Below are 23,461 nucleotides of genomic sequence, written 5' to 3' on the forward strand. Positions count from 1 at the left end.
GCGAGGTCTCCTACCGTCTGTACTGCTGCGAACAGTCAGAATTGGCTTTGTCGTCCCACCACCCCTTCGAGTATCACCATACAAGGGGCTTTAGCCCCGAGCTCTTTGTTTGCCTTGATAAAAACTCGGGGCTAAAGCCCCTCCTACGGGTTACGCGAACGGCCGCTTCTGCCTTGCAGCAGCCTTTTTGATGTCGCCAAAAAATCGTGAACAGGTTCTTAGGTGTCGGGAAACAGTTCGCGCAGGGCCGCGCGGTAGAAATCGAAGGCACCGACCGCGCCGCTGACGGCTTCTTCGCGCTGGCTTTCGCTCAGTTCCAGGCCGTCGAGCAGGGCCACGAACTGGCGCCAATGCAGGCCGCGACCTTCAGGGTGGGCCGTCAGGTGGCGGGCGCCCTTATCGGCGCTCAGGCAGAGCTGCTGGGTTTGCTTGAACAGAAAGGCGGCGCCCAGGTTGGAGCCCTCGCTGCAATACAACCAGCCCAGGGCGACATGGACGCTGGCGGGTGCCGCGGCTGTTGGCGGTGGCGGAAGGGGCAGGCCCAGATCGCTGATGTCGGCGCACACGGTGTCGAAGCGCGGCAGTTCGCTCAACCCCGGCAGCAGGCGATTGAGCGTGATGTCGTCGTACAGTGCGCTGATCGCCCCGTGAAAGCGATGCTGCACACGCAGGAAGTAGCCGTAGCGCACCAGACTTTCGAACGGACGCGCCTGCATGACCAGGGTGTCGACCGTGTCGTGGTTGCGGCGAGTACCGGCCTTCAGCTGTTTGCTCAGCGGCAGCTGCTCGGCGGTGTGCGCAACGGCGATCAGGGTTGCAGACTCAGCTGGCGTCATCTTTCGCCTCCTGTTGCAGGCGCTCGATGGCCTGTTCCAGTTCGTCCAGGCCGCTGCCGCGGATCGGTTGATCCTGCTTGAGCTGGGTTTCGCTGTACTGGCAGGCGGCGCGCAATTGCGGCACGCCGCAGTAGCGTGTAGCGCCATGGAGGCGGTGGATGCGTTCGATCAGCGCATTGCGGTCGCCATCGGCGCGCGCCTGGCGGATAGCTGCCAGGTCGCCCGGCAGCCCGTCCAGCAGCATCTTGAGCATGTCGGCGGCCAGGTCCGCCTTGCCGGCGGCCAGACGCAGCCCTTCTTCCTTGTCGAGTACGGCCGTGGCCGGTGCGCTGAGGGCCTCGGTTTGCGGCTCCTGTGCCTCGCCGGCCAGCGTCAGGCCGGTCCACTTGAGCACTACCTGGGCCAGCTGGCGCTCGCTGATCGGTTTGGTGAGGTAGTCGTCCATGCCGCTTTGCAGCAGGGTGCGCTTCTCATTGGCCAGGGCGTGAGCGGTGAGGGCGACGATGGGCATCGGCGTGCGGCCGTTGTCGTGCTCCCACTGGCGAATCGCCTCTGTAGTCTGGCGGCCGTCCATGCCGGGCATCTGCACGTCCATGAACACCAGATCGAAGTCCTGCTCCTGCGTGATCACCAGGGCATCGAAGCCACTGCTGGCGACCGTCACCTTGGCGCCCATGTCGTCGAGCAGGGTCTGCACCAGCAACAGGTTGGCGGCGTTGTCATCGACACAGAGGATCGCCGGCGAGCGGCCCAGGTTGTGGCGTGTGGCCTGGCGTGGCTGACGTGGCGCCACCAGGTCGATCAGGGCGCGCTGTAGACGGCGGGTGCAGGCCGGCTTGGCCTGCAACTGACTATGCCAGTCCGGCACATTGTCCTGATAAAGCGCCTGCTCGGTGGTGGGGCAGAGGACCACACATTTGCAGCCCAACTCCTCCAGATCCCAGACGCGTTTACCCAGCACGGCTGGTGCCAGGTCATCGCTGGTGATGCCGAGCACGGCGCAACTGAATGCCTGAGCTGAGCCGGCCGCCTGCGCGACGGCTGTACAGAGGCTATCTATGTCGGTGAATTCGCTGACCTGCAGGCCGCAATCTTCCAACTGGTGCTGCAGCGCCTGACGGGCCAGCTCGCGCCCTTCTAGCATCGCCACGCGGCGCCCAGCCAGGGCGCGGGGCTGCTCGTCGGCCTCGCTGCGCGCCTTGGGCAGGTTGAGGCTGATCCAGAACTCCGAACCTTCGCCCGGCGTGCTGTCGACGCCGATTTCGCCGCCCATCTGCTCGATCAGGCGCTTGGAAATCACCAGGCCCAGGCCGGTGCCGCCGGCCTGGCGGGTCATCGAATTGTCGGCCTGGCTGAACGCCTGGAATAACGCACGCAGGTCTTCATCGGCCAAGCCGATGCCGGTGTCGCGCACGCTGATGCGCAGCTGCGCGCTGTCAGCGGTTTCCTCTTCGAGCATGGCGCGGATGACGATGCTGCCTTCGCGGGTGAACTTGATGGCGTTGCTGACCAGGTTGGTCAGTACCTGCTTGAGGCGCAGCGGGTCGCCCGACAGCCACAGCGGCGTATCACGATAGACCAGCGAGAGCAGTTCGAGCTTCTTCTCGTGTGCGGTCGGCGCGAGGATGGTCAGGGTGTCCTGCAGCAGGTCGCGCAGGTTGAAGGGGATGTTTTCCAGCACCAGCTTGCCAGCCTCGATCTTCGAGAAGTCGAGGACCTCGTTGATGATGCTCAGCAGGCTGCCGGCCGATTGTTCGATGGTGCTCAGGTAATCCTGCTGACGCGGGCTGAGTTCGCTTTTCTGCAGCAGGTTGGTGAAACCGAGGATGCCGTTGAGCGGCGTGCGGATCTCGTGGCTCATGTTGGCCAGGAACTCGGACTTGATGCGGCTCGCTTCCAGGGCTTCCTTGCGGGCGAAGTCCAGCTCGATGTTCTGCACCTCCATGTTTTCCATGTTCTGGCGCAGGTCCTCGGTGACCTGGTCGATGCTGTGCTGCATTTCCTCCTGGGCAGCCTGCAGGGACTCGGCCATGCGGTTGATGCCCGAGGCCAGTTCGTCCAGTTCGTGGCTACCCAGCGGCGGTAGACGGGTTTCCAGTTGACCGTCTTTTAGCAGAGCGACGCCCTGTTTGATGCGCAGCAGCGGGTCGTTGATGCTGCGACTCATGCGCAGCGCCAGCAGGCCGGTGATGATCAGCCCGGTGACCACCAGCAGCAGGCTGGTGAGCAGGCTGCGGTAGCCGCTGATCAGGGTATTGTGGTGGGACAGCTCCAGTTCCACCCAGCCGATGGGTTCGGCTTCGGCCTGGCTGCGCTCCTCACTACTGAGCGTCAGGTGCTGAGCCATCACCGGCATCAGAAAACGCGTCGCGTCCTGGCTGCTGTGCTCGGCGATATCCACGGTGTCGCTGTCGATCACCGGGCGCGCATTGACCATGCTCGGGCCGGCGTGGGCCAGGCGCTCGCTTTGTGTGGTCAGGAAGGTCACGGCGCGCACGTCCTGCTGTTCCAGAGCCTGGTTGGCGATGCGCTGCAGCAGCGCCTGGTCGCCATGTAGCAGTGCCGGGGCAGCCAGGGGGGCCAGTTGTTCGGCGATCATGTGGCCGCGTTGCAGCAGTTGTGCCTGCAGCCCGGAAAGCTGCATCCAGATGAAATAGCCGCCCAGGACCAGTGCCAGCAGGCTGGTGGGCAGCAGGGTAAGCATCAGTACCCGGCCCTTGATGCCGATATCCTTGAACACGCAATGCCCCCTTTTGACGATGCCAGGCAGTGTAGCGATTCCGGCGGGGTGACGCTTGCCCGTCGTAAGGCGGGTTACGGGTGCTGGGGCAATCGGTAGAATCGCGCGCATTCGCTTTGCAGAGCCACTTCGCCATGATGCCTTCATCCAGCAGCGTCACCCGTATTCTCGCCGTCGAAGATGACCCGGCCTTGGCCTCGCATCTGCAGGCGCACCTGCATGGCCATGGCTTCGAGGTGACCCTCAGCCATGACGGTGACGAGGGCTTACGCCTCGCTCAGGAAGAGGATTTCGATCTGATCCTCATGGACATCCTGCTGCCCGGCAGCAATGGCCTGGACGTGCTGCAGCGTCTGCGCAAGCAGCGCCACGTACCGGTCATCCTGATGTCCGCCCTGGGCGCCGAGCAGGATCGCATCGCCGGTTTCAGCCGCGGTGCCGACGATTATCTGCCCAAGCCGTTCAGCCTCGGCGAGTTGAGCGTGCGGATCGAAGCCATCCTGCGTCGGGTCGCCTATGAGCGCCGTGGCCAGCCGCCGCTGCAAGGTGGTGCGCTGCGCTTCGACGAGCAGCGCTGCGACGTGTGTCACGACGGCAAATGGGCGGGGCTCACCTCGACTGAGTACCGCCTGTTGGAAACCTTTTCCCGCCACGCCGATGAGGTGCTCAGCAAGGCCTTCCTTTATCAGCACGTGCTGCACCGTGGCTATTCCCAGCATGACCGTAGCCTCGACATGCACGTCAGCAACGTGCGGCGCAAGCTCAAGGGCATCGGCTACGCCGCTACGCATCTGGAGTCGGTGTGGGGCAAGGGCTACGTGCTGACGGCTCGGGACGCCTGAGGTGCCGGGCCGGCATTCGCTGTTCTGGAAACTGATCGTCGGCCTGGCGCTGTTCTGTCTGATCACCGTCAGCATGCACCTGGATCTGGAGGAGCGTGCCTACGATGCCCTGTCCACCCTGTCGCCGAGCACCCGCAGCGAGCTCACCCGGGTTGCCCAGAACGCTGAAAAGGCCTGGCGTAGCCGCGGGCGCATCGGCCTGGACGAGTTTCTCAATGACTTCTACCAGCGCGAAGACGTCTGGGTGGTGGCGGTGGATGCTCAGCATCGCTCGCTGTCGTCCTGCCCGCTCAGCGAGGAGGAAGCGCAGCGCCTGAATTTCATGCGTCGGCTCGACCAGAAGGTCGGTCGCCCTGGAGGCCAGCCGGTTTTCTACATACCGTTCAGCAGTGACGATGGCTATCTGGTGATGGAGTTGCCACCGCGCCTGGACCCACGCAACGACCAGCCGCTATGGGACTTCTTCCTGCACAAGGTGCTGCCGTCGTGCCTGGCCGCATTGTTGGCCACGCTGCTGTATCGCTGGCTGATCGGGCCCCTGGTGATCCTGCGGCGCCAGGCCAACAATCTCAGTGCCGGTGACCTGAGTGCCCGAGTTGGGCCGGCGGTGACCAGCCGCAGGGACGAGTTGGGTGAACTGGGCAGCGCTTTCGACCATATGGCCGAGCGCCTGCGGGGCGCCGTGGTTTACCAGCGCCGCCTGCTGCGCGACCTGTCCCACGAGTTGCGTACGCCGCTGAGCCGCCTGCGCGTGGCGAGTGAGGGCGAGCGCGACCCGCTGGTGCTACGCCAGCGTCTCGACCGGGAAATCACCATCATGCAGAACCTGGTGGAGAATACGCTGGAACTAGCGTGGTTGGATTCCGAGCGCCCGCAGTTCGCCCGCGAGGCGATCCGCCTGCAGCAGCTGTGGGACATGCTGGTCGAGGATGCCTGCTTCGAAGCCGGCTGGGCGAGCGAGCGCCTGCTGTTCGAGGTCGACGAAGACTGCACGGTGTACGCCAACCTGACCAGCCTGGCCCAAGCCCTGGAAAATCTGTTGCGCAACGCCATCCGCCATTCCCCGGCGAACGGGCGCGTACGCCTGAGCGGAGTGCTGGAAGGCGATTGCTGGCACCTGTGCCTGAGCGACGAGGGCTCGGGCATCGACGAGCGCCACCTGGAAACCATCTTCGAGCCCTTTGCGCGGCTCGACAGTGCGCGTCCCGGTGACGGCGGTTTTGGCTTGGGGCTGAGCATCGCGCGCAGCGCTATTGCTTTGCAGGGAGGCCGCTTGTGGGCCGAGAGCCCGCCTGGCAGCGGGCTGCAGATGCACCTATTGCTGCCCTGTGCCGATGGGCAAGCGGGCGGTACCTAGTCAGATCTTGCGTTAGATGAATCGGTTATCAGCTTAGATCGGCTGGTTCGTACATGTTGCCTCATGGGCTGAAAGCGCCGTCCGTTGCGCGTTCGCGCCGCTAAGAGGCTTGTGTGGAGATTCACTGCCGGGAGTAGGGGTTGCGCCGATTTGCCGGTATCATGGCCGCCCTCTGCAGCCGTCTGGACCCGATCGACGCCATGACCCAGCAATACCCCACGATCGCCGAATGCGTCGGCAACACCCCCCTGGTTCGCCTGCAACGCCTGCCCGGCGAGACCAGCAACACCCTGCTGGTCAAGCTCGAAGGCAACAACCCGGCCGGCTCGGTGAAGGATCGCCCGGCACTGTCGATGATCACTCGCGCCGAGCTGCGCGGTGATATCCAGCCCGGCGACACGCTGATCGAGGCCACCTCGGGCAACACCGGCATCGCCCTGGCCATGGCGGCGGCGATCAAGGGTTACCAGATGATCCTGATCATGCCGGACAACTCCAGCGCCGAGCGCAAGGCGGCGATGACCGCCTATGGCGCCGAGCTGATTCTGGTTAGCAAGGAGGAGGGCATGGAAGGCGCCCGCGACCTGGCGCTGGCCATGCAGGCTGAAGGCCGCGGCAAGGTACTCGACCAGTTCGCCAACGGCGACAATCCGGTCGCTCACTACACCGGCACCGGCCCGGAAATCTGGCGCCAGACCGGCGGGCAGATCACCCATTTCATCAGCTCCATGGGCACCACCGGCACCATCATGGGTGTGTCGCGCTACCTCAAGGAGCAGAACCCGGCCGTGCAGATCGTCGGTCTGCAGCCGATGGAAGGCTCGGCGATTCCGGGTATCCGTCGCTGGCCCCAGGAATACCTGCCGAAGATCTTCGAATCCGAGCGCGTCGATCGCATCGTCGACATGGCCCAGGCCGAAGCGGAAGACGTGATGCGCCGCATGGCCCGTGAAGAAGGCATCTTCTGCGGCGTGTCGTCCGGTGGCTCGGTGGCGGCCATGCTGCGCTTGTCCCGTGAGTTGGAAAATTCCGTACTGGTGGCCATCATCTGCGATCGCGGTGATCGCTACCTGTCCACCGGCGTTTACGACGCCGCGGCGCGCTGATGGCCCGCAAGAACGGCGGCCTGCGCTTCCAGCCCAGCGGTGGCACCCGTGCCGCCCAGGTACCGGTCGGCAAGAAGCAGCGCCTGAGCGTCGAGCGCCTGGCCAATGATGGCCGTGGCATTGCCTTTATCGACGGGCGCACCTGGTTCGTCAGTGGCGCGCTGCCGGGCGAAGAGGTCGAGGCCCGGGTGCTGGATGCGCGCAGCAAGGTGATCGACGCACGCACCGAACGGGTGTTCCAGGCCAGCCCGGAGCGGCGCGCCGAGCCCTGCGTGCATGCGCGCATTTGTGGCGGCTGCAGCATTCAACATATCCCCCATCGCGATCAGCTGGCGCTCAAGCAGCGCCAGCTCGGCGAACAACTCGAGCGCCTTGGCGGCCAGCAGCCCGAGGTCTGGGCCGAGCCGCTGACTGGCCCGGAGTTCGCTTACCGCCGCCGCGCCCGCATCGCGGTGCGCTGGGATGCGCGCAACAAGCGCCTGGATGTGGGCTTCCGCGCCGCGGCCAGCCAGGACATCGTCGCCATCAGCGAGTGCCCTGTGCTGGTCGAGCCGCTGCAACCGATCCTGCGCGCACTGCCGGCGCTGCTCGGTGGCTTGCAGGCGCCGCGCGCCATTGGTCATGTGGAACTGTTTCAGGGCACCGCCAGTGCCATGCTGGTGCGCCACACCCAGCCCTTGAGCGAAGTGGACACGGCCCGCCTGCAGGCATTCTGTTCGGTGCACGAGGCGCAATTGTGGCTGCAGGGCGAGGGTGAACCGGAGCCGGCAGGCGCCAGCCAGTCGCTGGGCTATCGGCTGGACGCGTGGAACCTGGAGCTGGCCTACCGACCGGGCGATTTCGTGCAGGTCAACGCGGCCGTCAACGCCGCCATGGTGGCCCAGGCCTTGCAATGGCTGGCGCCGCAACAAGACGAGCGAGTGCTGGATCTGTTCTGCGGCCTGGGCAACTTCGCCCTGCCGCTGGCCCTGCAGGCGCGTGAAGTGGTGGCCGTGGAAGGCGTGCAGGCAATGGTCGAGCGAGCGGTGCAAAACGCCCGCAGCAATGGCCTTGGCAATGCGCACTTTTACCAGACCGACCTGTCCAACTCGCTGGCCGACGCCAGCTGGGCGGCAGGTGGTTTCGATGCCATCGTGCTCGATCCGCCACGTGACGGCGCGCTGCAGGTAGTACGGCAGATAGCAAGCCTGGGCGCCAAGCGGCTGGTCTATGTTTCTTGTAACCCGACGACGCTGGCGCGTGACAGTGGCGAATTGTTGCAGCAAGGCTACCGGTTGAAAAAAGCCGGTATTCTGGACATGTTTCCGCAGACGGCCCATGTGGAAGCGATGGCGCTGTTCGAGCGCTCATAACAAGTGTGGTGGCGCACAGGATTTGCGCCGATTGGTCAACCGACCGGCTCGCAGAAGCCCGGCGACATTCAGCGGGGCGTGCCCCGTGATAGGGAAGGTAATAGATGGTTCAGGTTAGAGCGCACCAGCCCATCAACGATGATGGCAGTATCAATCTCGAGGCCTGGTTGGAGCATGTCACGAGTGTCGACCCGGCCCTCGACCGTGACGCGTTGCGCGCCGCCTGTGAATTTGCCCGGGCGGCCGAGCAACAGGCCAATGCGGCGCAAAACCTGTGGACCGAAGGCTACTCCAGCTTCGGTGCCGGGTTGGAAATCGCCGAAATTCTCGCCGACCTCAAGCTCGATCAGGATTCTCTGGTCGCCGCCGTCATCTACCGCGGCGTGCGCGAAGGCAAGATTCCCCTGGCTGAAGTGCGTCAGCGCTTCGGCCCGGTGGTGGCCAAGTTGATCGAAGGCGTGCTGCGTATGGCGGCCATCAGCGCCAGCCTCAACCCACGCGGCGAATCCACGGTGCTGGGTTCCCAGGCCCAGGTCGACAACCTGCGCAAGATGCTGGTGGCGATGGTCGACGACGTGCGCGTCGCACTTATCAAGCTGGCCGAACGCACCTGCGCGATCCGCGCCGTCAAGGACACCGATGAGGAGCGCCGTCAGCGCGTGGCCCGCGAGGTCTTCGATATCTATGCGCCACTGGCCCACCGCCTGGGCATCGGCCATATCAAGTGGGAGCTGGAGGATCTGTCCTTCCGTTACTTGGAGCCCGAGCAGTACAAGCAGATCGCCAACCTGTTGCACGAGCGCCGTCTGGACCGCGAGCACTACATCAACGAAGTGATGGAGCAGCTGCGCGAGGAACTCGAAGCCACCGGCATCAAGGCCGATATCAGCGGCCGGGCGAAACATATCTATTCGATCTGGCGCAAGATGCAGCGCAAGGGCCTGCAGTTCAGCCAGATCTACGACGTGCGCGCGGTGCGCGTGCTGGTGCCGGCGGTGCGCGACTGCTACACCGCCCTGGGTATCGTGCACACCCTGTGGCGGCACATTCCCAAGGAATTCGACGACTACATCGCCAACCCGAAGGAGAACGGCTACCGCTCCCTGCACACGGCGGTACTCGGCCCTGAGGGCAAGGTACTGGAAGTGCAGATCCGCACCTCCAACATGCACGAGGAAGCGGAGCTGGGCGTTTGCGCCCACTGGCGCTACAAGGGCACTGACGTCAAATCCGGCTCCAACCATTACGAAGAGAAGATTTCCTGGCTGCGCCAGGTGCTCGAATGGCACGAGGAGCTGGGCGATATCGGTGGTCTGGCCGAGCAGCTGCGCGTCGATATCGAGCCCGACCGGGTCTACGTGTTCACCCCGGATGGTCACGCCATCGACCTGCCCAAGGGCGCCACGCCTTTGGACTTCGCCTACCGCGTACACACCGAGATCGGCCATAACTGCCGCGGCGCCAAGATCAACGGGCGTATCGTGCCGCTCAACTACAGCCTGCAAACCGGCGAGCAGGTGGAGATCATCACCAGCAAGCAGGGTACGCCGAGCCGTGACTGGCTGAATTCCAACCTGGGCTACGTGACCACCTCGCGGGCGCGGGCGAAGATCGTCCACTGGTTCAAGCTGCAGGACCGCGACCAGAACGTCGCTGCCGGCAAGGCCATGCTCGAGCGCGAGCTGGCCCGTGTCGCGCTGCCGCCGGTGGACTTCGAGAAGCTCGCTGAAAAAGCCAACCTGCGCACCGCCGAGGATCTGTTCGCGTCCCTGGGCGCGGGGGATCTGCGCCTGGCGCAGTTGGTCAACCTGGCGCAGCAACTGGTTGAGCCGGAGCGCGGCAACGAGCAGCTCGAGCTGATTCCGCGCAAGGCCCAGGGATTCAAGCCGGGCAAGCGTGGCGATATCCAGATTCAGGGCGTCGGCAACCTGATGACCCAGATGGCCGGCTGCTGCCAGCCGCTGCCGGGCGACCCCATCGTCGGTTACATCACCCTGGGCCGCGGCGTCAGTATTCACCGCCAGGATTGTGCGGCTGTGCTGCAGCTCGGCGCCCGCGAGCCGGAGCGGATCATTCAGGTCAGCTGGGGCCCGGTGCCGGTGCAGACCTACCCGGTGGACATCATCATCCGCGCCTACGACCGTTCCGGCCTGCTGCGTGACGTCACTCAGACGCTGCTCAACGAGAAGCTCAACGTGCTGGCGGTCAATACCCGCTCGAACAAGGAAGACAACACGGCGTCGATGTCGCTGACCGTGGAAATTCCGGGGCTGGACGCGTTGGGCAGGCTGCTGGGCCGCCTGTCGCAATTGCCCAATATCATCGAGGCGCGTCGTCACCGTGCGCCCTGAGTCGTAAACGGGCACGAGGCGTCTCGTGCCCGCATTCACTGGACCCTTTATGTACCAACTCCCTGACCTGCTCAACCTGATGGCGCGCCTGCGCGACCCGCAGCATGGCTGCCCATGGGATCTGAAACAGTCCTACGCCAGCATCGTGCCCCACACCCTCGAGGAAGCGTACGAAGTGGCCGATGCCATCGAGCGCAGCGCCTTCGACGAATTGCCGGGCGAGCTCGGCGACCTGCTCTTTCAGGTCGTCTACTACAGCCAGTTGGCAGAGGAGGAGGGGCGCTTCGATTTTGCCGCGGTGGTCGATGGCATCACCCGCAAGCTGGTGCGCCGCCACCCCCACGTGTTTCCCGATGGTGATCTGTATGGGCCGGTGGATCAGCCACGCCTCGGCGAAGCCGAGGTCAAGCAGCGTTGGGAAGCGATCAAGGCCGAGGAGCGTGCAGAGCGTGCTGCGGCGCCGCAGCAGCTTTCATTGCTCGATGACGTGCCGAACGTGTTGCCGGCCCTGAGCCGGGCCAAGAAGCTGCAGGGCCGTGCGGCCCGCGTCGGCTTCGACTGGCCGGATGCCTTGCCGGTGCTCGACAAGGTGCGCGAAGAGCTCGATGAGGTGCTCGAAGCGATAAGCGAGAACGACCCTGAAGCCATCGCCGAGGAGATCGGTGATCTGCTGTTCAGCGCCACCAATCTGGCGCGCCACCTGAAAGTCGATCCCGAAGCCGCATTACGGGCGGCCAATGGCAAATTCGAGCGGCGCTTCCGCTTCATCGAACAGGCATTGCGCGAAGCCGGGCGGCGCATCGAGAATTGCACTCTGGATGAGCTCGACGCCCTGTGGGGCGAGGCCAAGAAAAGCGAGCGGCAGTCAGGCTGTTGAGCTGACAGCCCCAAGTCAGATGGGCGCGCCCCATCCCGTTAAATTGTCTGGGTATAGGTAGGTTATGGCGATTTCACTACGTGACCAGTTGCTCAAAGCCGGGTTGGTCAACGAGAAGCAGGTCAAGCAGGCCACCAAGCAACAACACAAGCAGCAGCGCATGGTAAAAAAAGGCCAGGCTGAGGAAGACAACAGCAGCCAGCTCGCGGCTCAGCAGGCCAAGGCCGAGAAGGCCGCGCGCGATCAGGAGCTCAACCGGCAGCAGCAGGAGAAGGCCGAGCAGAAAGCCCGCGCTGCGCAGATCAAACAACTGATCGAGGCCTCGCGCCTGCCCAAGCTGACTACCGAGGATTACTACAACTTCGTCGACGACAAGAAGGTCAAGCGCCTGCCGGTCAACGCGATGATGCGCGACAAGCTTAGCCGCGGTTCCCTGGCCATCGTGCGCCACGGCGGCGGTTACGAAGTGATTCCGCGCGACGCTGCATTGCGAATTCAGGAACGCGACCCACAGCGTGTGCTGCTGCTCAATACGCCGACCGAGGCTCCGGATGAAGATGATCCGTACGCGGCGTATCAGGTGCCTGACGACCTGATGTGGTAAACGCCAGCCATGAAAAAGCCCGCACAATGCGGGCTTTTTCATGGGGATTCCGATTTTATTCCGAATGGGCTGCCTCATGGTCGTGGGCTTGTAGCTCCGCCTGATACGCGACCGCTTCCTCTTCGGAGGGGAAGATGCCGACCAACTGATCGTTCTGATACACGTCCCAGACCCGCAGGCCCTCGGCCTGGGCTTCGTGGGACATATGGTGTTCGTCACGTTCGGTTACTACTAGTACGCTCATTTTATTTCTCCAGTATTTCCGGACAAATGCTGCGCAAGGCGGTTGCGCTCGTGCTTAGCCTGCTAAGCAACGACATGATTTGTGACTGTAGCAATTGGTTACAAGTTCCGTGGCCGCTTCGCTTGTGAGCATTTTTATTGGTTGCCGAAAAAACGCAGGCATAAAAAAACCGGGGCAGGCCCCGGTTTCTCTGGTGTGCGACGTTCAGGTCAGTCGCGGCGACCTTCCACGGTCTTGCCGTCGACGGTACCCGACTTGAGCATGATCTGGTATTCCTTGCCATCCTTCTCGACCTGATGCAGGCGCACCAGCAGGTAGTCCCAGTCCTTGGCGAACCACAGGATGGTCTTGCGGCTGCTTTGCGTCGGGTCACGCACGCGCTCGACCTTGATGGCGTCGATCAGGCCGGCGGCGGTGCGTACTACTTCTTCACCGAGTACGCGGAAGTCGTAGGTTTCGATCTCGTCGCCATCGACCACCTGGTAGCTCATGCTTTTCTCGCCGGCTGCCACGTCATGTTGCAGGGCCAACTGGTAGGTCGACTTGTCCTGCATGCCGCGGTTGAGCGGGAAGCGCACCGGGTTACCGCGGTCACTGCCGATCACCTGCTTCTGGGTCCAGTCGAAATCGAACTCGACGTCCTTGCTCTTGCCCAGGCCGCTGCGCTCGAACTTGTAGGTGTGCGGCAGGAAGGTATCGCCGTCGACCGAGAAGGTGCTTTGCTCGGTCAGGCCGGCGACCAGCATGGAGGCCTTGAACACCAGCTGCCAGCGCCCGTCATCGAGCTTCTGCAGACTGCGCTCGGCGGAGCCACTGACCGGAACCTGTTTCCAGTCGGCGGTGTAGCTGGCGGAGAAGGGCTTCGGCTCTGCGGCTAGGGCAGGCAGGCTGAACAACGCCAGGGCAAGCATTAAGGCGCGGCGCATGGAGTCTCCTTGCTGTTGATGGGATAGCCAGAGGCCGGCAGTGCCACACCGTCGAGTTGTGGGCCGGCGTCCGTGAGCTGCAAACGTCCTTCGGCGAACCAGCGCACTGCCAGCGGATAGATCCGATGTTCCTGGGCGTGAACCCGTTGCGCCAGGCTGGCGGCCGTGTCCTGCGAATGTACCGGGATTACTGCCTGTACGACCAGAGGGCCACCATCGAGTTCCTCGGTCACGAAGTGCACGCTGCAGCCATGCTCGGTATCGCCGGCCTCCAGCGCGCGCTGGTGGGTATGCAGACCCTTGTGGCGCGGCAGCAGCGAGGGATGGATGTTCAGCAGGCGGCCATGGTAGTGGCGGACGAAGGCAGGGGTGAGGATGCGCATGAAACCGGCGAGCACGACCAGCTGCGGCTCGAAGCCATCGATGGCCTGCATCAGCGCAGCGTCGAAGGCATCACGGCCCTGGTAGTCACCGTGCTCCAGCACGCGGGTGGCGATACCTACGGCCTGCGCACGTTGCAGGCCATAGGCGTCGCTGCGGTTGGCGATCACCGCGGCGATGCGCACCGGGTTGTCGCCATCAGCGGTGCTGTCGATCAGCGCCTGAAGGTTGCTGCCGGTGCCCGACAGCAGCACCACCACGTTACAGGGTCGCGGCATCAGTGGCTTTTCAGGTTGTTCAGCACAACGCGCTCGGCGCCTTCGGCTGCGGCGGCGATCTGGCCGATGACCCACGGTTGCTCACCGGCGCTGCGCAGGGTGGCAAGGGCTGTGTCGACCTGATCCTGAGCGACGCAGATGACCATGCCCACGCCGCAGTTCAGCACGCGGTGCATTTCGTGCTCGTCGACGTTGCCTTTGTCCTGCAGGAAGTCGAACACCGCCGGGCGCTGCCAGCTGGCCACGTCGATCACTGCCTGGGCATTGTCCGGCAGCACACGCGGGATGTTGTCCAGCAGGCCGCCACCGGTGATGTGGGCCATGGCCTTGACCGCGCCGGTCTTCTTGATCAGCTCCAGCAGCGGTTTGACGTAGATGCGTGTCGGCGCCATCAGCAGGTCGGCCAGTGGCTTGCCGTCGAGCTGGGTGTTTTCGATATCGGTGGCGGAGACTTCAAGGATCTTGCGGATCAGCGAGTAGCCGTTGGAGTGCGGGCCGGAGGAGGGCAGCGCGATCAGCGCATCGCCGGTAGCGACCTTGGAGCCGTCGATGATCTCGGCCTTTTCGACCACGCCCACGCAGAAACCGGCCAGGTCGTAATCTTCGCCTTCGTACATGCCCGGCATCTCGGCGGTTTCACCACCGACCAGGGAGCAGCCGGCCAGCTCGCAGCCGGCGCCGATGCCGGTAACCACGGTGGCGGCCACGTCGACGTTGAGTTTGCCGGTGGCGTAGTAGTCGAGGAAGAACAGCGGCTCGGCGCCACAGACCACCAGGTCGTTCACGCACATGGCGACCAGATCCTGGCCGATGCTGTCGTGCTTGTTCAGGTTCAGGGCCAGGCGCAGCTTGGTGCCTACGCCGTCGGTGCCGCTGACCAGCACCGGTTGCTTGTAGCCGGCCGGGATCTCGCACAGGGCGCCGAAGCCGCCCAGGCCACCCATGACTTCAGGACGGGCGGTGCGCTTGGCTACGCCCTTGATGCGTTCGACCAGGGCTTCGCCCGCGTCGATGTCCACACCTGCGTCCTTGTAGCTGATGGAGGGTTGCTTGCTCATAGATCCAGGCCTTTGGAAGGGGAATGTCGGAATAGCGTCGGCCCCACGGGGCCGGTCTGCGAAGGCGCGCGATTTTATCAGGCTTGCCCGGCAGCGGCCAGCCACCGTGCCGAGTGCGGGTCTTGGCGCCTGCCCGGCTGGCGATGAAACCCCGCCTGATCTGGTCGGTCACAGCCAGGCCCGTTAAGCCCGGTAACTGCCGCGTGGCTTGCGATGCCATGGCAACAGCCCCTAAGGTATAGCGCTACGGCCCGTTGTTGCGCGCCGCCTTCTTCAGCCGAGAGTTCTCCGTTCATGCGCCCGACCTTCCGCCCCCTGTTTCTCTGCCTGTCACTGCTGAGCCTGCCGACCCTGGCGGCGACCGTCAGTGACCTCTATCAGGTGCGCGAGACGGTTGCCAGCCAGCAGCCCGAGGAGCGCGATGCGGCCCTGCAGCGCGCGGTCGAGACGCTGGTGCTGCGCCTGACCGGCAAGCCGGATGCGGCCAAGGGCGCGGCGCTGGCGGAGTTGCGCAAGGATCCGCAGCAGATCATCAGCCAGTACGGGTACGAGGGCGATCACCTGGTGGTCGATTTCGACGCGGTGTCCACCGACCGTTCCCTGCGCCAGGCCGGTTTGCCGCTGTGGGGCGTCAACCGTCCGGCGATTCTTGCCTGGTGGCTGAACGAGACGGTTGATGGCGGCAACATCGTCGGTGACGGCCAGGCTGCTGCCGAGCCGCTGAACGAAGCGGCCCAGCACCGAGGGTTGCCGTTGCGCCTGCCACTGGCCGATCTCAGTGAGCAGTTGGTTGCGACCAAGGAAGCCCTAGGCGCCAAGGATCCGGGTGAGCTGCGTTCGGCTTCCGAGCGTTACGGCGCCGATGCCCTGCTGGCGGTGCGCGCCAGCGAAGCGGACGGCAAGTGGCAGGCCAGCTGGCAGCTTTGGCTGGGCGATGATCATGAGCAGGGCAAGGCCGAAGCAGCCGACCAGGCGGCGTTGGCCGATGCAGTATTGCTGGCGGTGAGCGAGCGCCTGGCGCCGCGTTTCGTCGTCGCGCCGGGCGCCAGCTCGACGCAGACCGTGGAAGTCATCGGCGCCGATCTGTCGCGTTACGCCGAGCTGCAGCGGGTGCTCGAGCCGTTCGGCGCGCAGCTGCAATCTGTGGAAGCGGATCGTTTGATCTACAAGGTCAGCGCCAGCCCCGAGCAACTGCGTACCCAGCTGGGCCTGCTGCAATTGCATGAGGTGTCGGCCGCCGAACTGGCCGCCGAGACGCCGGCACCCGCTGAGCCTCAGGCATCTGCCGATCCCCAGGCGCCGGTCGACGCCAGCCAGCCGCCTGCGCCGCCCCAGCCTACGCCACCGGCCGCCGATGCCAAGCCCCATAGCGATGTTCTGTACTTTCGCTGGTAGACTGCGCCTCACCTGAACCGCTTCGCTTTGGACGACCTCGGCCTTGCCCCGAGGTCGTTTTGCGAGTGGGCACTGACCTGACATTTCTTCGAGGATCGAGCATGGCCGTTTCGTCTCGCTGGCTATGGATTGCCGTCGTGCTGGTACTGGGCGGCCTGTTGTATCTGCTGCACCCGATTCTCTCGCCGTTTCTGATCGGCATCCTCATCGCCTACCTGGGTGATCCGCTGGTCGATCGCCTGGAGCGCCTGAAACTATCGCGCACCTGGGGCGTGATCGTGGTGTTCGGACTGTTCACCCTGTTGATGGCCCTCGGCTTGCTGGTGCTGATCCCGATGCTCGGCAAGCAGTTGGTGCGTCTCTACGAGCTGCTGCCGCAGATGCTCGATTGGGCGCAGAACCAGGCGCTGCCCTGGGTTCAGGTCAAGCTCGGTCTGAACGAGGGCTTCTGGCGATTCGATGAGTTGAAGAAAGCCTTGCCCGGACATCTGGGCCAGACCACCGATATTGCCGGCCTGATCCTCTCTCAGGTCACTGCGTCGAGCCTGGCGCTGATGGCCTGGGTAGCCAACCTGCTGCTGATTCCGGTGGTCAGCTTCTACCTGATGCGTGACTGGGATCTGCTGGTCAGCAAGCTGCGCAGCCTGGTGCCGCGCGATAACGAAGGCGTGGTGGTGAAGCTGGTCGGCGAATGCCACGAAGTGCTCGGCGCTTTCCTTCGCGGCCAGCTGCTGGTGATGCTGGCGCTGGGCGGCATGTATGCGGTTGGCCTGATGGCCATCGGCCTGGAACTGGGTTTGTTGATCGGCCTGCTGGCGGGCTTGGCGAGCATCGTGCCGTACCTCGGTGTGGTGGTGGGTATCGGCAGTGCGCTGCTGGCCGGGCTGTTTCAGTTCGGTGGCGATCCCTATCCGCTGCTGATGATTGCCGGCGTCTTCGTGGTCGGTCAGTTGCTCGAAGGCATGCTGCTGACCCCACTGCTGGTCGGCGACCGCATCGGCCTGCATCCGGTGGCGGTGATTTTCGCGATCATGGCTGGCGGCCAGCTGTTTGGTTTCACCGGCATTCTGGTGGCGCTGCCGGTGGCGGCAGTGATTATGGTGCTGCTGCGCCATGTGCACGAGCTGTACAAGCAGTCCGACGCTTACGCAGGGCAGGCTCCGCTGCAGCCAAAGCCTGGGCGCAAGGCGCGCTGAGGCCGTCCTCTGGTGGCTAAATCCTTGTATTGCCTTGGAAAGTGGGTCAATGACAGGCAGCCGCCAAGGGTATAAACTGCGCCACCTTTATTCAGAGCGCCAAGCGGGCTCCGACGAGCCAATCTCTCCAGCATGAAGCCGATTCAACTGCCCTTGGGTGTGCGTCTGCGCGACGACGCCACCTTCGCCAATTACTACCCGGGCGCCAATGCCGCTGCCCTCGGGTACGTGGAGCGTCTGTGCGAAGCCGAGGCAGGCTGGACGGAGAGCCTGATCTACCTGTGGGGCGGCGAAGGCGTCGGGCGCAGCCACCTGCTGCAGGCGGCGTGCCTGCGTTTCGAGCAGCTCGGTGAGCGGGCCGTCTATTTGCCACTGGCCGACGTGGTGCAATACGGCCCGGCGATTCTCGACAACCTGGAGCAGTTCGAACTGGTCTGCCTGGACGATCTGGAGGCCGCAGCCGGTCAGCGCGCCTGGGAAGAAGCGCTGTTTCACCTGTTCAATCGCCTGCGCGACAGCGGCCGCCGTCTGCTGCTGTCAGCCAATGCATCGCCCCGCGAATTGTCGATCAAGCTGCCCGACCTCAAGTCGCGCCTGACCCTGGCCCTGGTGTTTCAGCTGCAGGCGCTGTCCGATGAGGACAAGCTGCGTGCCCTGCAGCTGCGAGCGTCGCGACGCGGCCTGCACATGAGCGAAGAGGTGGGGCGCTTCATCCTCACCCGTGGCGAGCGCAGCATGAGCGCGTTGTTCGAACTGCTCGAGCGCCTCGATCAGGCCTCGCTGCAGGAAAAGCGCAAGCTGACCATTCCCTTCCTCAAGGAAACCCTGGACTGGTAGCTAGCTCTGGCCCGGTCGCTTCCTACATCTCGCTGCTTTCTTCCACGCTGCCGATGCGCTGGTACTGCGCGCACCAGCGCGTGTACAGCAGCGCGCTGGTGAACAGTGTCAGACTGAGCAGAATTTCCAGCCAGCCGAACAGCTGCTTGGATGGGTCGAACACCGCCAGCACGCCCTGGATGAAATACAGGTTGACCACGAAGCAGGCCCACGAATGGGTTCGCGGGTGGCCGCCGATGATGCCCGGCGCGAGCAGCAGCAAGGGCAGCAGCTGAAAGGCCAGCACCGCCCACAGCAGCGCATTGGGCACGGCGGCGTAGCCCAGGTTCCAGATCAGCAGCAGCGCCGCCAGGGCTAGGAAGCTGGCTAGGCTCAGATAGCGGCAGGCGCGCAGGCGCGGCAGCAGCCAGTCCACGCTCGGCAGCGCCTTGGCCGCTTTAGTCACGTCCGTTGTCCAGCTTGAGGGTGATGCTTGCCAGGCGCTGGCCCAGAGCGCGGCACAGGCTGATTTCATGCTCGTCGAGGGCTCGCTTGCCGTCCGCGCCGGCATGATGGCTGGCGCCATAGGGCGTGCCGCCGCCGCGGGTCTCGACCAGTGCGGATTCGCTGTAAGGCAATCCGGTGATCAGCATGCCGTGGTGCAGCAGCGGCAGCAGCATCGATAGCAGCGTGCTTTCCTGGCCGCCATGCAGGCTGGCGGTGGAGGTGAATACGCCGGCCGGTTTGCCGACCAGGCTGCCGGTCAGCCACAGGTTGCTGGTGCCGTCGAGGAAGTACTTCAGCGGTGCGGCCATGTTGCCGAAGCGCGTCGGGCTGCCAAGCGCCAGGCCGGCGCAGTTCTTCAGGTCGTCGAGGCTGGCGTAGGGCGCGCCCTCGGCAGGAATGCTGTCGGCGACCGCCTCGCACTCGGCGGAAACTGCCGGCACGGTGCGCAGGCGCGCTTCCATGCCCTGCAGTTCGATGCCGCGGGCAATGTGGCGGGCCATCTCGGCGGTTGCGCCGTGGCGGCTGTAGTACAGCACCAGAATGTAGGGTGTGGTCATGGCAGCAGCTCCAGGATGTTTTCCGGCGGGCGGCCGATTACGGCGCGATCACCGGCGATCAGGATCGGTCGTTCGATCAGGCGCGGGTGGGCGACCATGGTCTCGATCAGCGCGTCTTCATCGAGCGTGCTGTCGGCTAGGTTCAGCTCGCGGTATTCGTCTTCGCCGCTGCGCAGCAGTTGGCGCGCGGGCATACCGAGCTTGTTCAGCACCTCGCGCAATTGTGCGGCGCTGGGCGGAGTATCGAGGTAAAGCACCACGGTCGGCTGCAGGTCGCGCTCTTCGAGCAGTTGCAGGGCCGCGCGGGATTTCGAGCAGCGCGGGTTGTGATAAAGGGTCAGATCGGTCATGGCAGTCGTCGCTTCTGGCGGCAGATGGCGGCTATTCTAACCGCGTCGGCGTCTTGCGCTGAACGGGGTGCGGCAATCAGGGCGAACCTAAGTGCCGGCCCGGCGTCTGTAGTGCGTCGGTCACAATGGCTTGTGGCCAGCTTTTCCGCTCGTTCGTATTGCCTGTGCCCCAGGTGGCGCCGGGTTGACGATGATGCACAGATTTCGACTGCCCTTAAGAGGTGGGTATGCAGCAGCGTCTGCGAGACTGGCTTGAGTTTTGGGGATTCCTCTGGCAGCGCTTCTTCGATAATCGCGGTGCCGACAATGCCGCAGCGCTGACCTATACCACGCTGTTTGCGGTGGTGCCGATGATGACCGTCACCTTTGCGGTGCTCTCGGCCGTGCCGGCCTTCCAGGGTACTGGTGAGCAGATCCAGGCGTTCATCTTTCATAATTTCGTGCCGTCTGCCGGCGAGACGCTGCAGGAGTACCTGCGTGATTTCACCACCCAGGCCCGGCAGCTGACCTGGATCGGCGTCGCCGTGCTGGCGGTCACAGCGTTCTGGATGCTGGTCACCGTCGAGCGCACCTTCAACACCATTTGGCGGGTACGACAGCCGCGGCGCGGTATCGCCACCTTCCTGCTGTACTGGGCGATCCTCAGCCTGGGTCCGATGCTATTGGGCGCCGGTTTCGCCATCAGCACCTATGTCGCTTCGCTGTCGCTGCTCAGCGGGCCGGACGCGGTAGTCGGCGCCAAGACGTTGCTGCGTTTCACGCCGCTGCTGTTCAGCGTGGCGGCTTTCACTCTGCTCTACGCGGCGGTGCCCAACGCCCGGGTGCCGCTGCGCCATGCGTTGTGGGGTGGGCTGTTCACGGCGGTGCTGCTGGAGTTGGCCAAGGCGATTTTCGGCTTTTACGTGCGTTTCTTCCCCGGCTACCAGTTGATCTATGGCGCCTTTGCCACGGTGCCGCTGTTCCTTTTCTGGGTGTTCCTGTCCTGGCTGATCGTGTTGCTGGGGGCGGAGCTGGTCTGCAACCTGGGTGTTTTCCATCAATGGCGCAAGCGCGCGATGCCCAGGGCGCTGGTGTTGCTAGGGATTCTGCGGGTATTCCACGCGCGTCAGCGTACCGGCCTCAAGGTGCGTCATCGCGATATTCAGCGTCAGGGCTGGTTGCTGCCCGAGCATGAATGGGAGGAGGTGCTGAGCTTTCTGGAGGAACAGCGTCTGGTCGCCAGCACCGGCGGTGATAGCTGGATGCTCAGCCGCGACCTGAATCATTACTCACTGCAGCAACTGATCGAGCGCAGTCCCTGGCCGTTGCCCCACCTGAGTCAACTGCCCGATGAATTGGACGAGCCCTGGTATCCCGCGCTGCGTGAGGCGCTGAAGCGGCTGCATGACGAGCAGACGGTGTTGTTCGGAGACAGTCTGGCGCATTGGCTGGAGGGGCAGGGCGGTGACACAAAGTGACGTTCCACGTCGCTTGTTAATGTTCAGCCTGATAGCTCGGTGCTACCCTGTGGTGCCGGCTGATTGGCGTCAGCAAGCTGGCATGCTTCTGGCTATGCACTTTCAGCCGATGTTGCACCATCCAGAGAAAGAACAATGCTCAAACCATCCCCCAAGGTCGTGATGCTCCATGCTCGTGATAGCGAGCGTGCGCTGGAGAATCTGAATCGCATCACCGGGCTGCGTTTCAGTCGCTGGCCCGAGTCCTTGGTGACCACCACCGCTACTGCGGCGGTAGCAGATGATCAGCCTCGGCAGGGCGCCTGCGATGCGTCTGCCGAGGTCAATCAGGCGTTGGCCTGACCAACCAGCGTTTGCGCAATCGTCGCTTCGACGGCCTGTACAAAAAGCTCTTCGACTTTTACCTCGACCTGCAGATGAGCCGAGCGCAGACGTATCTGCATGTCCTCAATCCGCTGCGCCACTGGTAGGCGTGCGATACCGGAAAGTAGGATCCTGTCCTGGGCGCCGACCTTGGCGTGATCCAGGTTGACTGAGCGGATCTGCTCGCCGTCGCGATAGCGCACCTGCAGGGATACCAGGCTGCCGGCCTGGCCGGGCAGATGCAGCCAGGCGGCCACGTTGAACTCGGCCACCCGCCCGTCATAGTCAGTCAATTGCAGGTGGGCGCTCTGGATCAGATGGGCGGGGACCTGGCCGATCAGTGTGTCATGGGCGTTAGGCATGCGGATTCCCTGGCTGGCGAAGGACGTCAACGGGTAAGTATAAGGACGGTGCCCTTGCTCAAACTGTGCGCCAGGCCGCCCTTACGAGTGACCGGCTTCTCATTCAGGGCAGTTCCAGCGGGTGACGGCTTACCGTGGCACTGGCCAGGTTGCAGGCTGGCAACTGCAGGCGGTTCTGGTTGACCGCGCTGGGCAGTTGCAGCCACAGGTTTTCGCCGTCGCTGAACTGGTTGTGCGGCACCCACAGGCCGTGGTGCCAGCCCTCCCGGGGTTTCGGCGTGCTCTGCAGAATACCGAGATGTGCCTGGCTGCTGGGCGCACGCCTGAGCCAGGTCGGTTGTGCCAGCCCCTTGAGGTAGCGAAGGCCCAAGTGAAATCCGTCGTCGTTGAGATGTCGCCAGCACACCAGGGCCAGCACGTCGCTGTCGGCAATCAGCAGCACCAACTGACCAACCGGCAGGCTGTGGGCGACATGTGCTGGGCAGAGTAAGCGTGCGCCGCCCGGGCCGATATCGAGAATCTGGCCTGGTGTGCATTGCGGCCGCTGCTGCAGAAGCTGGGCATGGATGGCCGGGATACCGATGGCCAGCCGGCAATCGCTTTGTTGCGGGGTGCGCGAATGGCGACGCTGATCGGTGCCCAGCCAGTGATGATGCACCCGCTCGAGCAGCTCGCGTTCACCTGCGCTGCGCAGTGGCGCAGGCTCACCAAGTGCCACCAGCAGGGCGCCCAGCTCCAGGCGCCGCAGGCTTTCATCGCCAGCCTGCGGGCGTTGCTGATAGGTCAGGCACGGCTGCGGACGCTGCAGATCGATCAGCGGGCCTTCGGATTTGTCCTCCGCATCCCAAGGCATCAGGCGGGCAAGCGCTGCCAGCGGGGCCAGGGCGGCGAACAGTCGCTGACATTCTTCCGGCTGCAGGTGCGGCGGGTTGCTCAGGGCCAGCAGTAATATCTGCTGATAGAGCCCGCGCAGGGTGTCGGCCGGTATAGGCGTAAATGCCGCGGCTACCGGCTCGTCGAGACAGCCATGCTGCTCGCCCAGCCAGTAGAGCAGGTGGCTGTCCTGCCATAGGCTGGCATCTGCTTCACGGTACTGCTGGAAATGGCGCAGCAAGGTTTGGGCGATAAAGTGCTGAGCCATGTACAGGCACCAGGCCAGGTGCGGCTGAGATGGCTTGTGACCCTGCAGTATCTGCAGCAGCAGACGCTTGTAGCCAATGGCGAGCTCATTGCACAGTTGCAGCTGGTGTTCGGCGTTGGCGGGAAGGCTGCCCGAAGCGCCGTAGTAGCGATACTCGTCACTGAAGTTTTGCAGCGCCCGCTGTCTTTCGAGTAAGGTCATTGCGCTGCGATTCAGGTGCGCGAGTCGGGTGATCAACTCTTGCAGGCCGGCTTCCGGCGGCAACTGGCGAGAGGCGCTCAGGCTTGTGCCGAGGGTGGCCTGGTCGATCGAATCGGTCTGAAGCGCGTCGGGTACAGCGAGCTGCAGGGCATCCAGTGTCATAG

At 64.1% G+C, this 23,461-nt stretch carries 23 protein-coding genes; 12 read left to right on the top strand and 11 right to left on the bottom strand.

All coding sequences use genetic code 11. From position 1 onward, the window contains the following. Window positions 1-218 precede the first annotated feature (218 nt). Window positions 219-836 carry a biliverdin-producing heme oxygenase gene (locus tag FB481_RS15735; protein ID WP_256662758.1) on the bottom strand — a complete coding sequence of 206 codons (618 nt, stop codon included), beginning with the start codon at window positions 834-836 and terminating at the stop codon, window positions 219-221. Then, complete coding sequence (locus tag FB481_RS15740) at window positions 823-3,576, bottom strand: ATP-binding protein (protein WP_147176965.1); 2,754 nt, start codon at window positions 3,574-3,576, stop codon at window positions 823-825. Before FB481_RS15740 ends, FB481_RS15735 begins: the two co-directional genes overlap by 14 nt. Window positions 3,577-3,710: 134 nt before the next feature. Here FB481_RS15740 and FB481_RS15745 point away from each other — a divergent pair, with 134 nt between their 5' ends. From FB481_RS15745 to FB481_RS15775, 7 genes are all read left to right on the top strand, one after another. Further along, window positions 3,711-4,418: a response regulator transcription factor gene (locus FB481_RS15745; RefSeq protein ID WP_147176966.1), complete on the top strand. Its 708-nt coding sequence runs from the start codon at window positions 3,711-3,713 to the stop codon at window positions 4,416-4,418. Window position 4,419: 1 nt separating this feature from the next. Then, the gene (locus FB481_RS15750; protein ID WP_147176967.1) at window positions 4,420-5,775 is read left to right on the top strand and encodes a sensor histidine kinase; all 1,356 of its coding nucleotides are present in this window, start codon (window positions 4,420-4,422) and stop codon (window positions 5,773-5,775) included. Between the two features lie 200 nt (window positions 5,776-5,975). Next, window positions 5,976-6,881: a cysteine synthase CysM gene (gene cysM / locus FB481_RS15755; protein WP_147177136.1), complete on the top strand. Its 906-nt coding sequence runs from the start codon at window positions 5,976-5,978 to the stop codon at window positions 6,879-6,881. Beyond that, complete coding sequence (gene rlmD / locus FB481_RS15760) at window positions 6,881-8,233, top strand: 23S rRNA (uracil(1939)-C(5))-methyltransferase RlmD (protein ID WP_147176968.1); 1,353 nt, start codon at window positions 6,881-6,883, stop codon at window positions 8,231-8,233. The genes cysM and rlmD overlap by 1 nt, the downstream gene beginning before the upstream one ends. A 104-nt stretch (window positions 8,234-8,337) precedes the next feature. Next, entirely contained in the window at window positions 8,338-10,584 is a 2,247-nt protein-coding gene (gene relA / locus FB481_RS15765) for a GTP diphosphokinase (RefSeq protein WP_093502677.1), read from the top strand. Window positions 10,585-10,633: 49 nt separating this feature from the next. Continuing rightward, window positions 10,634-11,461 carry a nucleoside triphosphate pyrophosphohydrolase gene (gene mazG / locus FB481_RS15770; RefSeq protein WP_147176969.1) on the top strand — a complete coding sequence of 276 codons (828 nt, stop codon included), beginning with the start codon at window positions 10,634-10,636 and terminating at the stop codon, window positions 11,459-11,461. A 64-nt stretch (window positions 11,462-11,525) separates the two neighbouring features. Further along, complete coding sequence (locus FB481_RS15775; protein WP_147176970.1) at window positions 11,526-12,065, top strand: DUF2058 domain-containing protein; 540 nt, start codon at window positions 11,526-11,528, stop codon at window positions 12,063-12,065. A 55-nt stretch (window positions 12,066-12,120) separates the two neighbouring features. Here FB481_RS15775 and FB481_RS15780 read toward each other — a convergent pair whose 3' ends face one another. The 4 genes from FB481_RS15780 to purM form a co-directional block, all read right to left on the bottom strand. After that, window positions 12,121-12,309, bottom strand: a complete 189-nt coding sequence (locus tag FB481_RS15780) for a hypothetical protein (protein WP_013790608.1) — start codon at window positions 12,307-12,309, stop codon at window positions 12,121-12,123. Window positions 12,310-12,518: 209 nt separating this feature from the next. Then, the gene (locus FB481_RS15785) at window positions 12,519-13,235 is read right to left on the bottom strand and encodes a DUF3108 domain-containing protein (protein WP_147176971.1); all 717 of its coding nucleotides are present in this window, start codon (window positions 13,233-13,235) and stop codon (window positions 12,519-12,521) included. Next, entirely contained in the window at window positions 13,220-13,894 is a 675-nt protein-coding gene (gene purN / locus FB481_RS15790) for a phosphoribosylglycinamide formyltransferase (protein WP_147176972.1), read from the bottom strand. The genes FB481_RS15785 and purN overlap by 16 nt, the downstream gene beginning before the upstream one ends. Beyond that, window positions 13,894-14,952, bottom strand: a complete 1,059-nt coding sequence (gene purM, locus FB481_RS15795; RefSeq protein ID WP_147176973.1) for a phosphoribosylformylglycinamidine cyclo-ligase — start codon at window positions 14,950-14,952, stop codon at window positions 13,894-13,896. Before purM ends, purN begins: the two co-directional genes overlap by 1 nt. A gap of 294 nt (window positions 14,953-15,246) precedes the next feature. Here purM and FB481_RS15800 point away from each other — a divergent pair, with 294 nt between their 5' ends. From FB481_RS15800 to hda, 3 genes are all read left to right on the top strand, one after another. Further along, the gene (locus tag FB481_RS15800; RefSeq protein WP_147176974.1) at window positions 15,247-16,347 is read left to right on the top strand and encodes a DUF2066 domain-containing protein; all 1,101 of its coding nucleotides are present in this window, start codon (window positions 15,247-15,249) and stop codon (window positions 16,345-16,347) included. Between the two features lie 101 nt (window positions 16,348-16,448). Then, window positions 16,449-17,543 (top strand): AI-2E family transporter, encoded by a 1,095-nt coding sequence (locus tag FB481_RS15805; protein ID WP_147176975.1) that lies wholly within the window; start codon window positions 16,449-16,451, stop codon window positions 17,541-17,543. A gap of 132 nt (window positions 17,544-17,675) precedes the next feature. Beyond that, window positions 17,676-18,380, top strand: a complete 705-nt coding sequence (gene hda, locus FB481_RS15810; RefSeq protein WP_027905613.1) for a DnaA regulatory inactivator Hda — start codon at window positions 17,676-17,678, stop codon at window positions 18,378-18,380. 22 nt (window positions 18,381-18,402) lie between these two features. Here hda and FB481_RS15815 read toward each other — a convergent pair whose 3' ends face one another. From FB481_RS15815 to arsC, 3 genes are read right to left on the bottom strand one after another with little or no spacing between them, the layout of a single operon-like run. Beyond that, window positions 18,403-18,825 (bottom strand): DUF2069 domain-containing protein, encoded by a 423-nt coding sequence (locus tag FB481_RS15815; protein ID WP_147176976.1) that lies wholly within the window; start codon window positions 18,823-18,825, stop codon window positions 18,403-18,405. Beyond that, window positions 18,818-19,423 (bottom strand): NAD(P)H:quinone oxidoreductase, encoded by a 606-nt coding sequence (gene wrbA / locus FB481_RS15820; RefSeq protein ID WP_147176977.1) that lies wholly within the window; start codon window positions 19,421-19,423, stop codon window positions 18,818-18,820. The genes FB481_RS15815 and wrbA overlap by 8 nt, the downstream gene beginning before the upstream one ends. After that, entirely contained in the window at window positions 19,420-19,773 is a 354-nt protein-coding gene (gene arsC, locus FB481_RS15825) for an arsenate reductase (glutaredoxin) (protein ID WP_147176978.1), read from the bottom strand. The genes wrbA and arsC overlap by 4 nt, the downstream gene beginning before the upstream one ends. A 227-nt stretch (window positions 19,774-20,000) precedes the next feature. On the opposite strand from arsC, the gene FB481_RS15830 reads away from it, so the two are divergent. Together FB481_RS15830 and FB481_RS15835 are read left to right on the top strand one after the other, a co-directional pair. Continuing rightward, on the top strand, window positions 20,001-21,230 hold the full coding sequence (locus tag FB481_RS15830) for a YihY family inner membrane protein (RefSeq protein ID WP_147176979.1): 1,230 nt from the start codon (window positions 20,001-20,003) through the stop codon (window positions 21,228-21,230). A 135-nt stretch (window positions 21,231-21,365) separates the two neighbouring features. Further along, window positions 21,366-21,572 (top strand): hypothetical protein, encoded by a 207-nt coding sequence (locus FB481_RS15835; RefSeq protein WP_093502701.1) that lies wholly within the window; start codon window positions 21,366-21,368, stop codon window positions 21,570-21,572. On the opposite strand, the gene FB481_RS15840 is transcribed toward FB481_RS15835, so the two are convergent. Together FB481_RS15840 and FB481_RS15845 are read right to left on the bottom strand one after the other, a co-directional pair. Beyond that, complete coding sequence (locus FB481_RS15840; RefSeq protein ID WP_093502703.1) at window positions 21,557-21,955, bottom strand: hypothetical protein; 399 nt, start codon at window positions 21,953-21,955, stop codon at window positions 21,557-21,559. The genes FB481_RS15835 and FB481_RS15840 overlap by 16 nt on opposite strands. Before the next feature lie 103 nt (window positions 21,956-22,058). After that, complete coding sequence (locus FB481_RS15845; protein ID WP_093502705.1) at window positions 22,059-23,459, bottom strand: PilZ domain-containing protein; 1,401 nt, start codon at window positions 23,457-23,459, stop codon at window positions 22,059-22,061. Window positions 23,460-23,461: the final 2 nt, after the last annotated feature.

The sequence above is a fragment of the Pseudomonas sp. AG1028 genome (assembly GCF_007993955.1).
Classification (GTDB): Bacteria; Pseudomonadota; Gammaproteobacteria; order Pseudomonadales; family Pseudomonadaceae; genus Aquipseudomonas; species Aquipseudomonas straminea.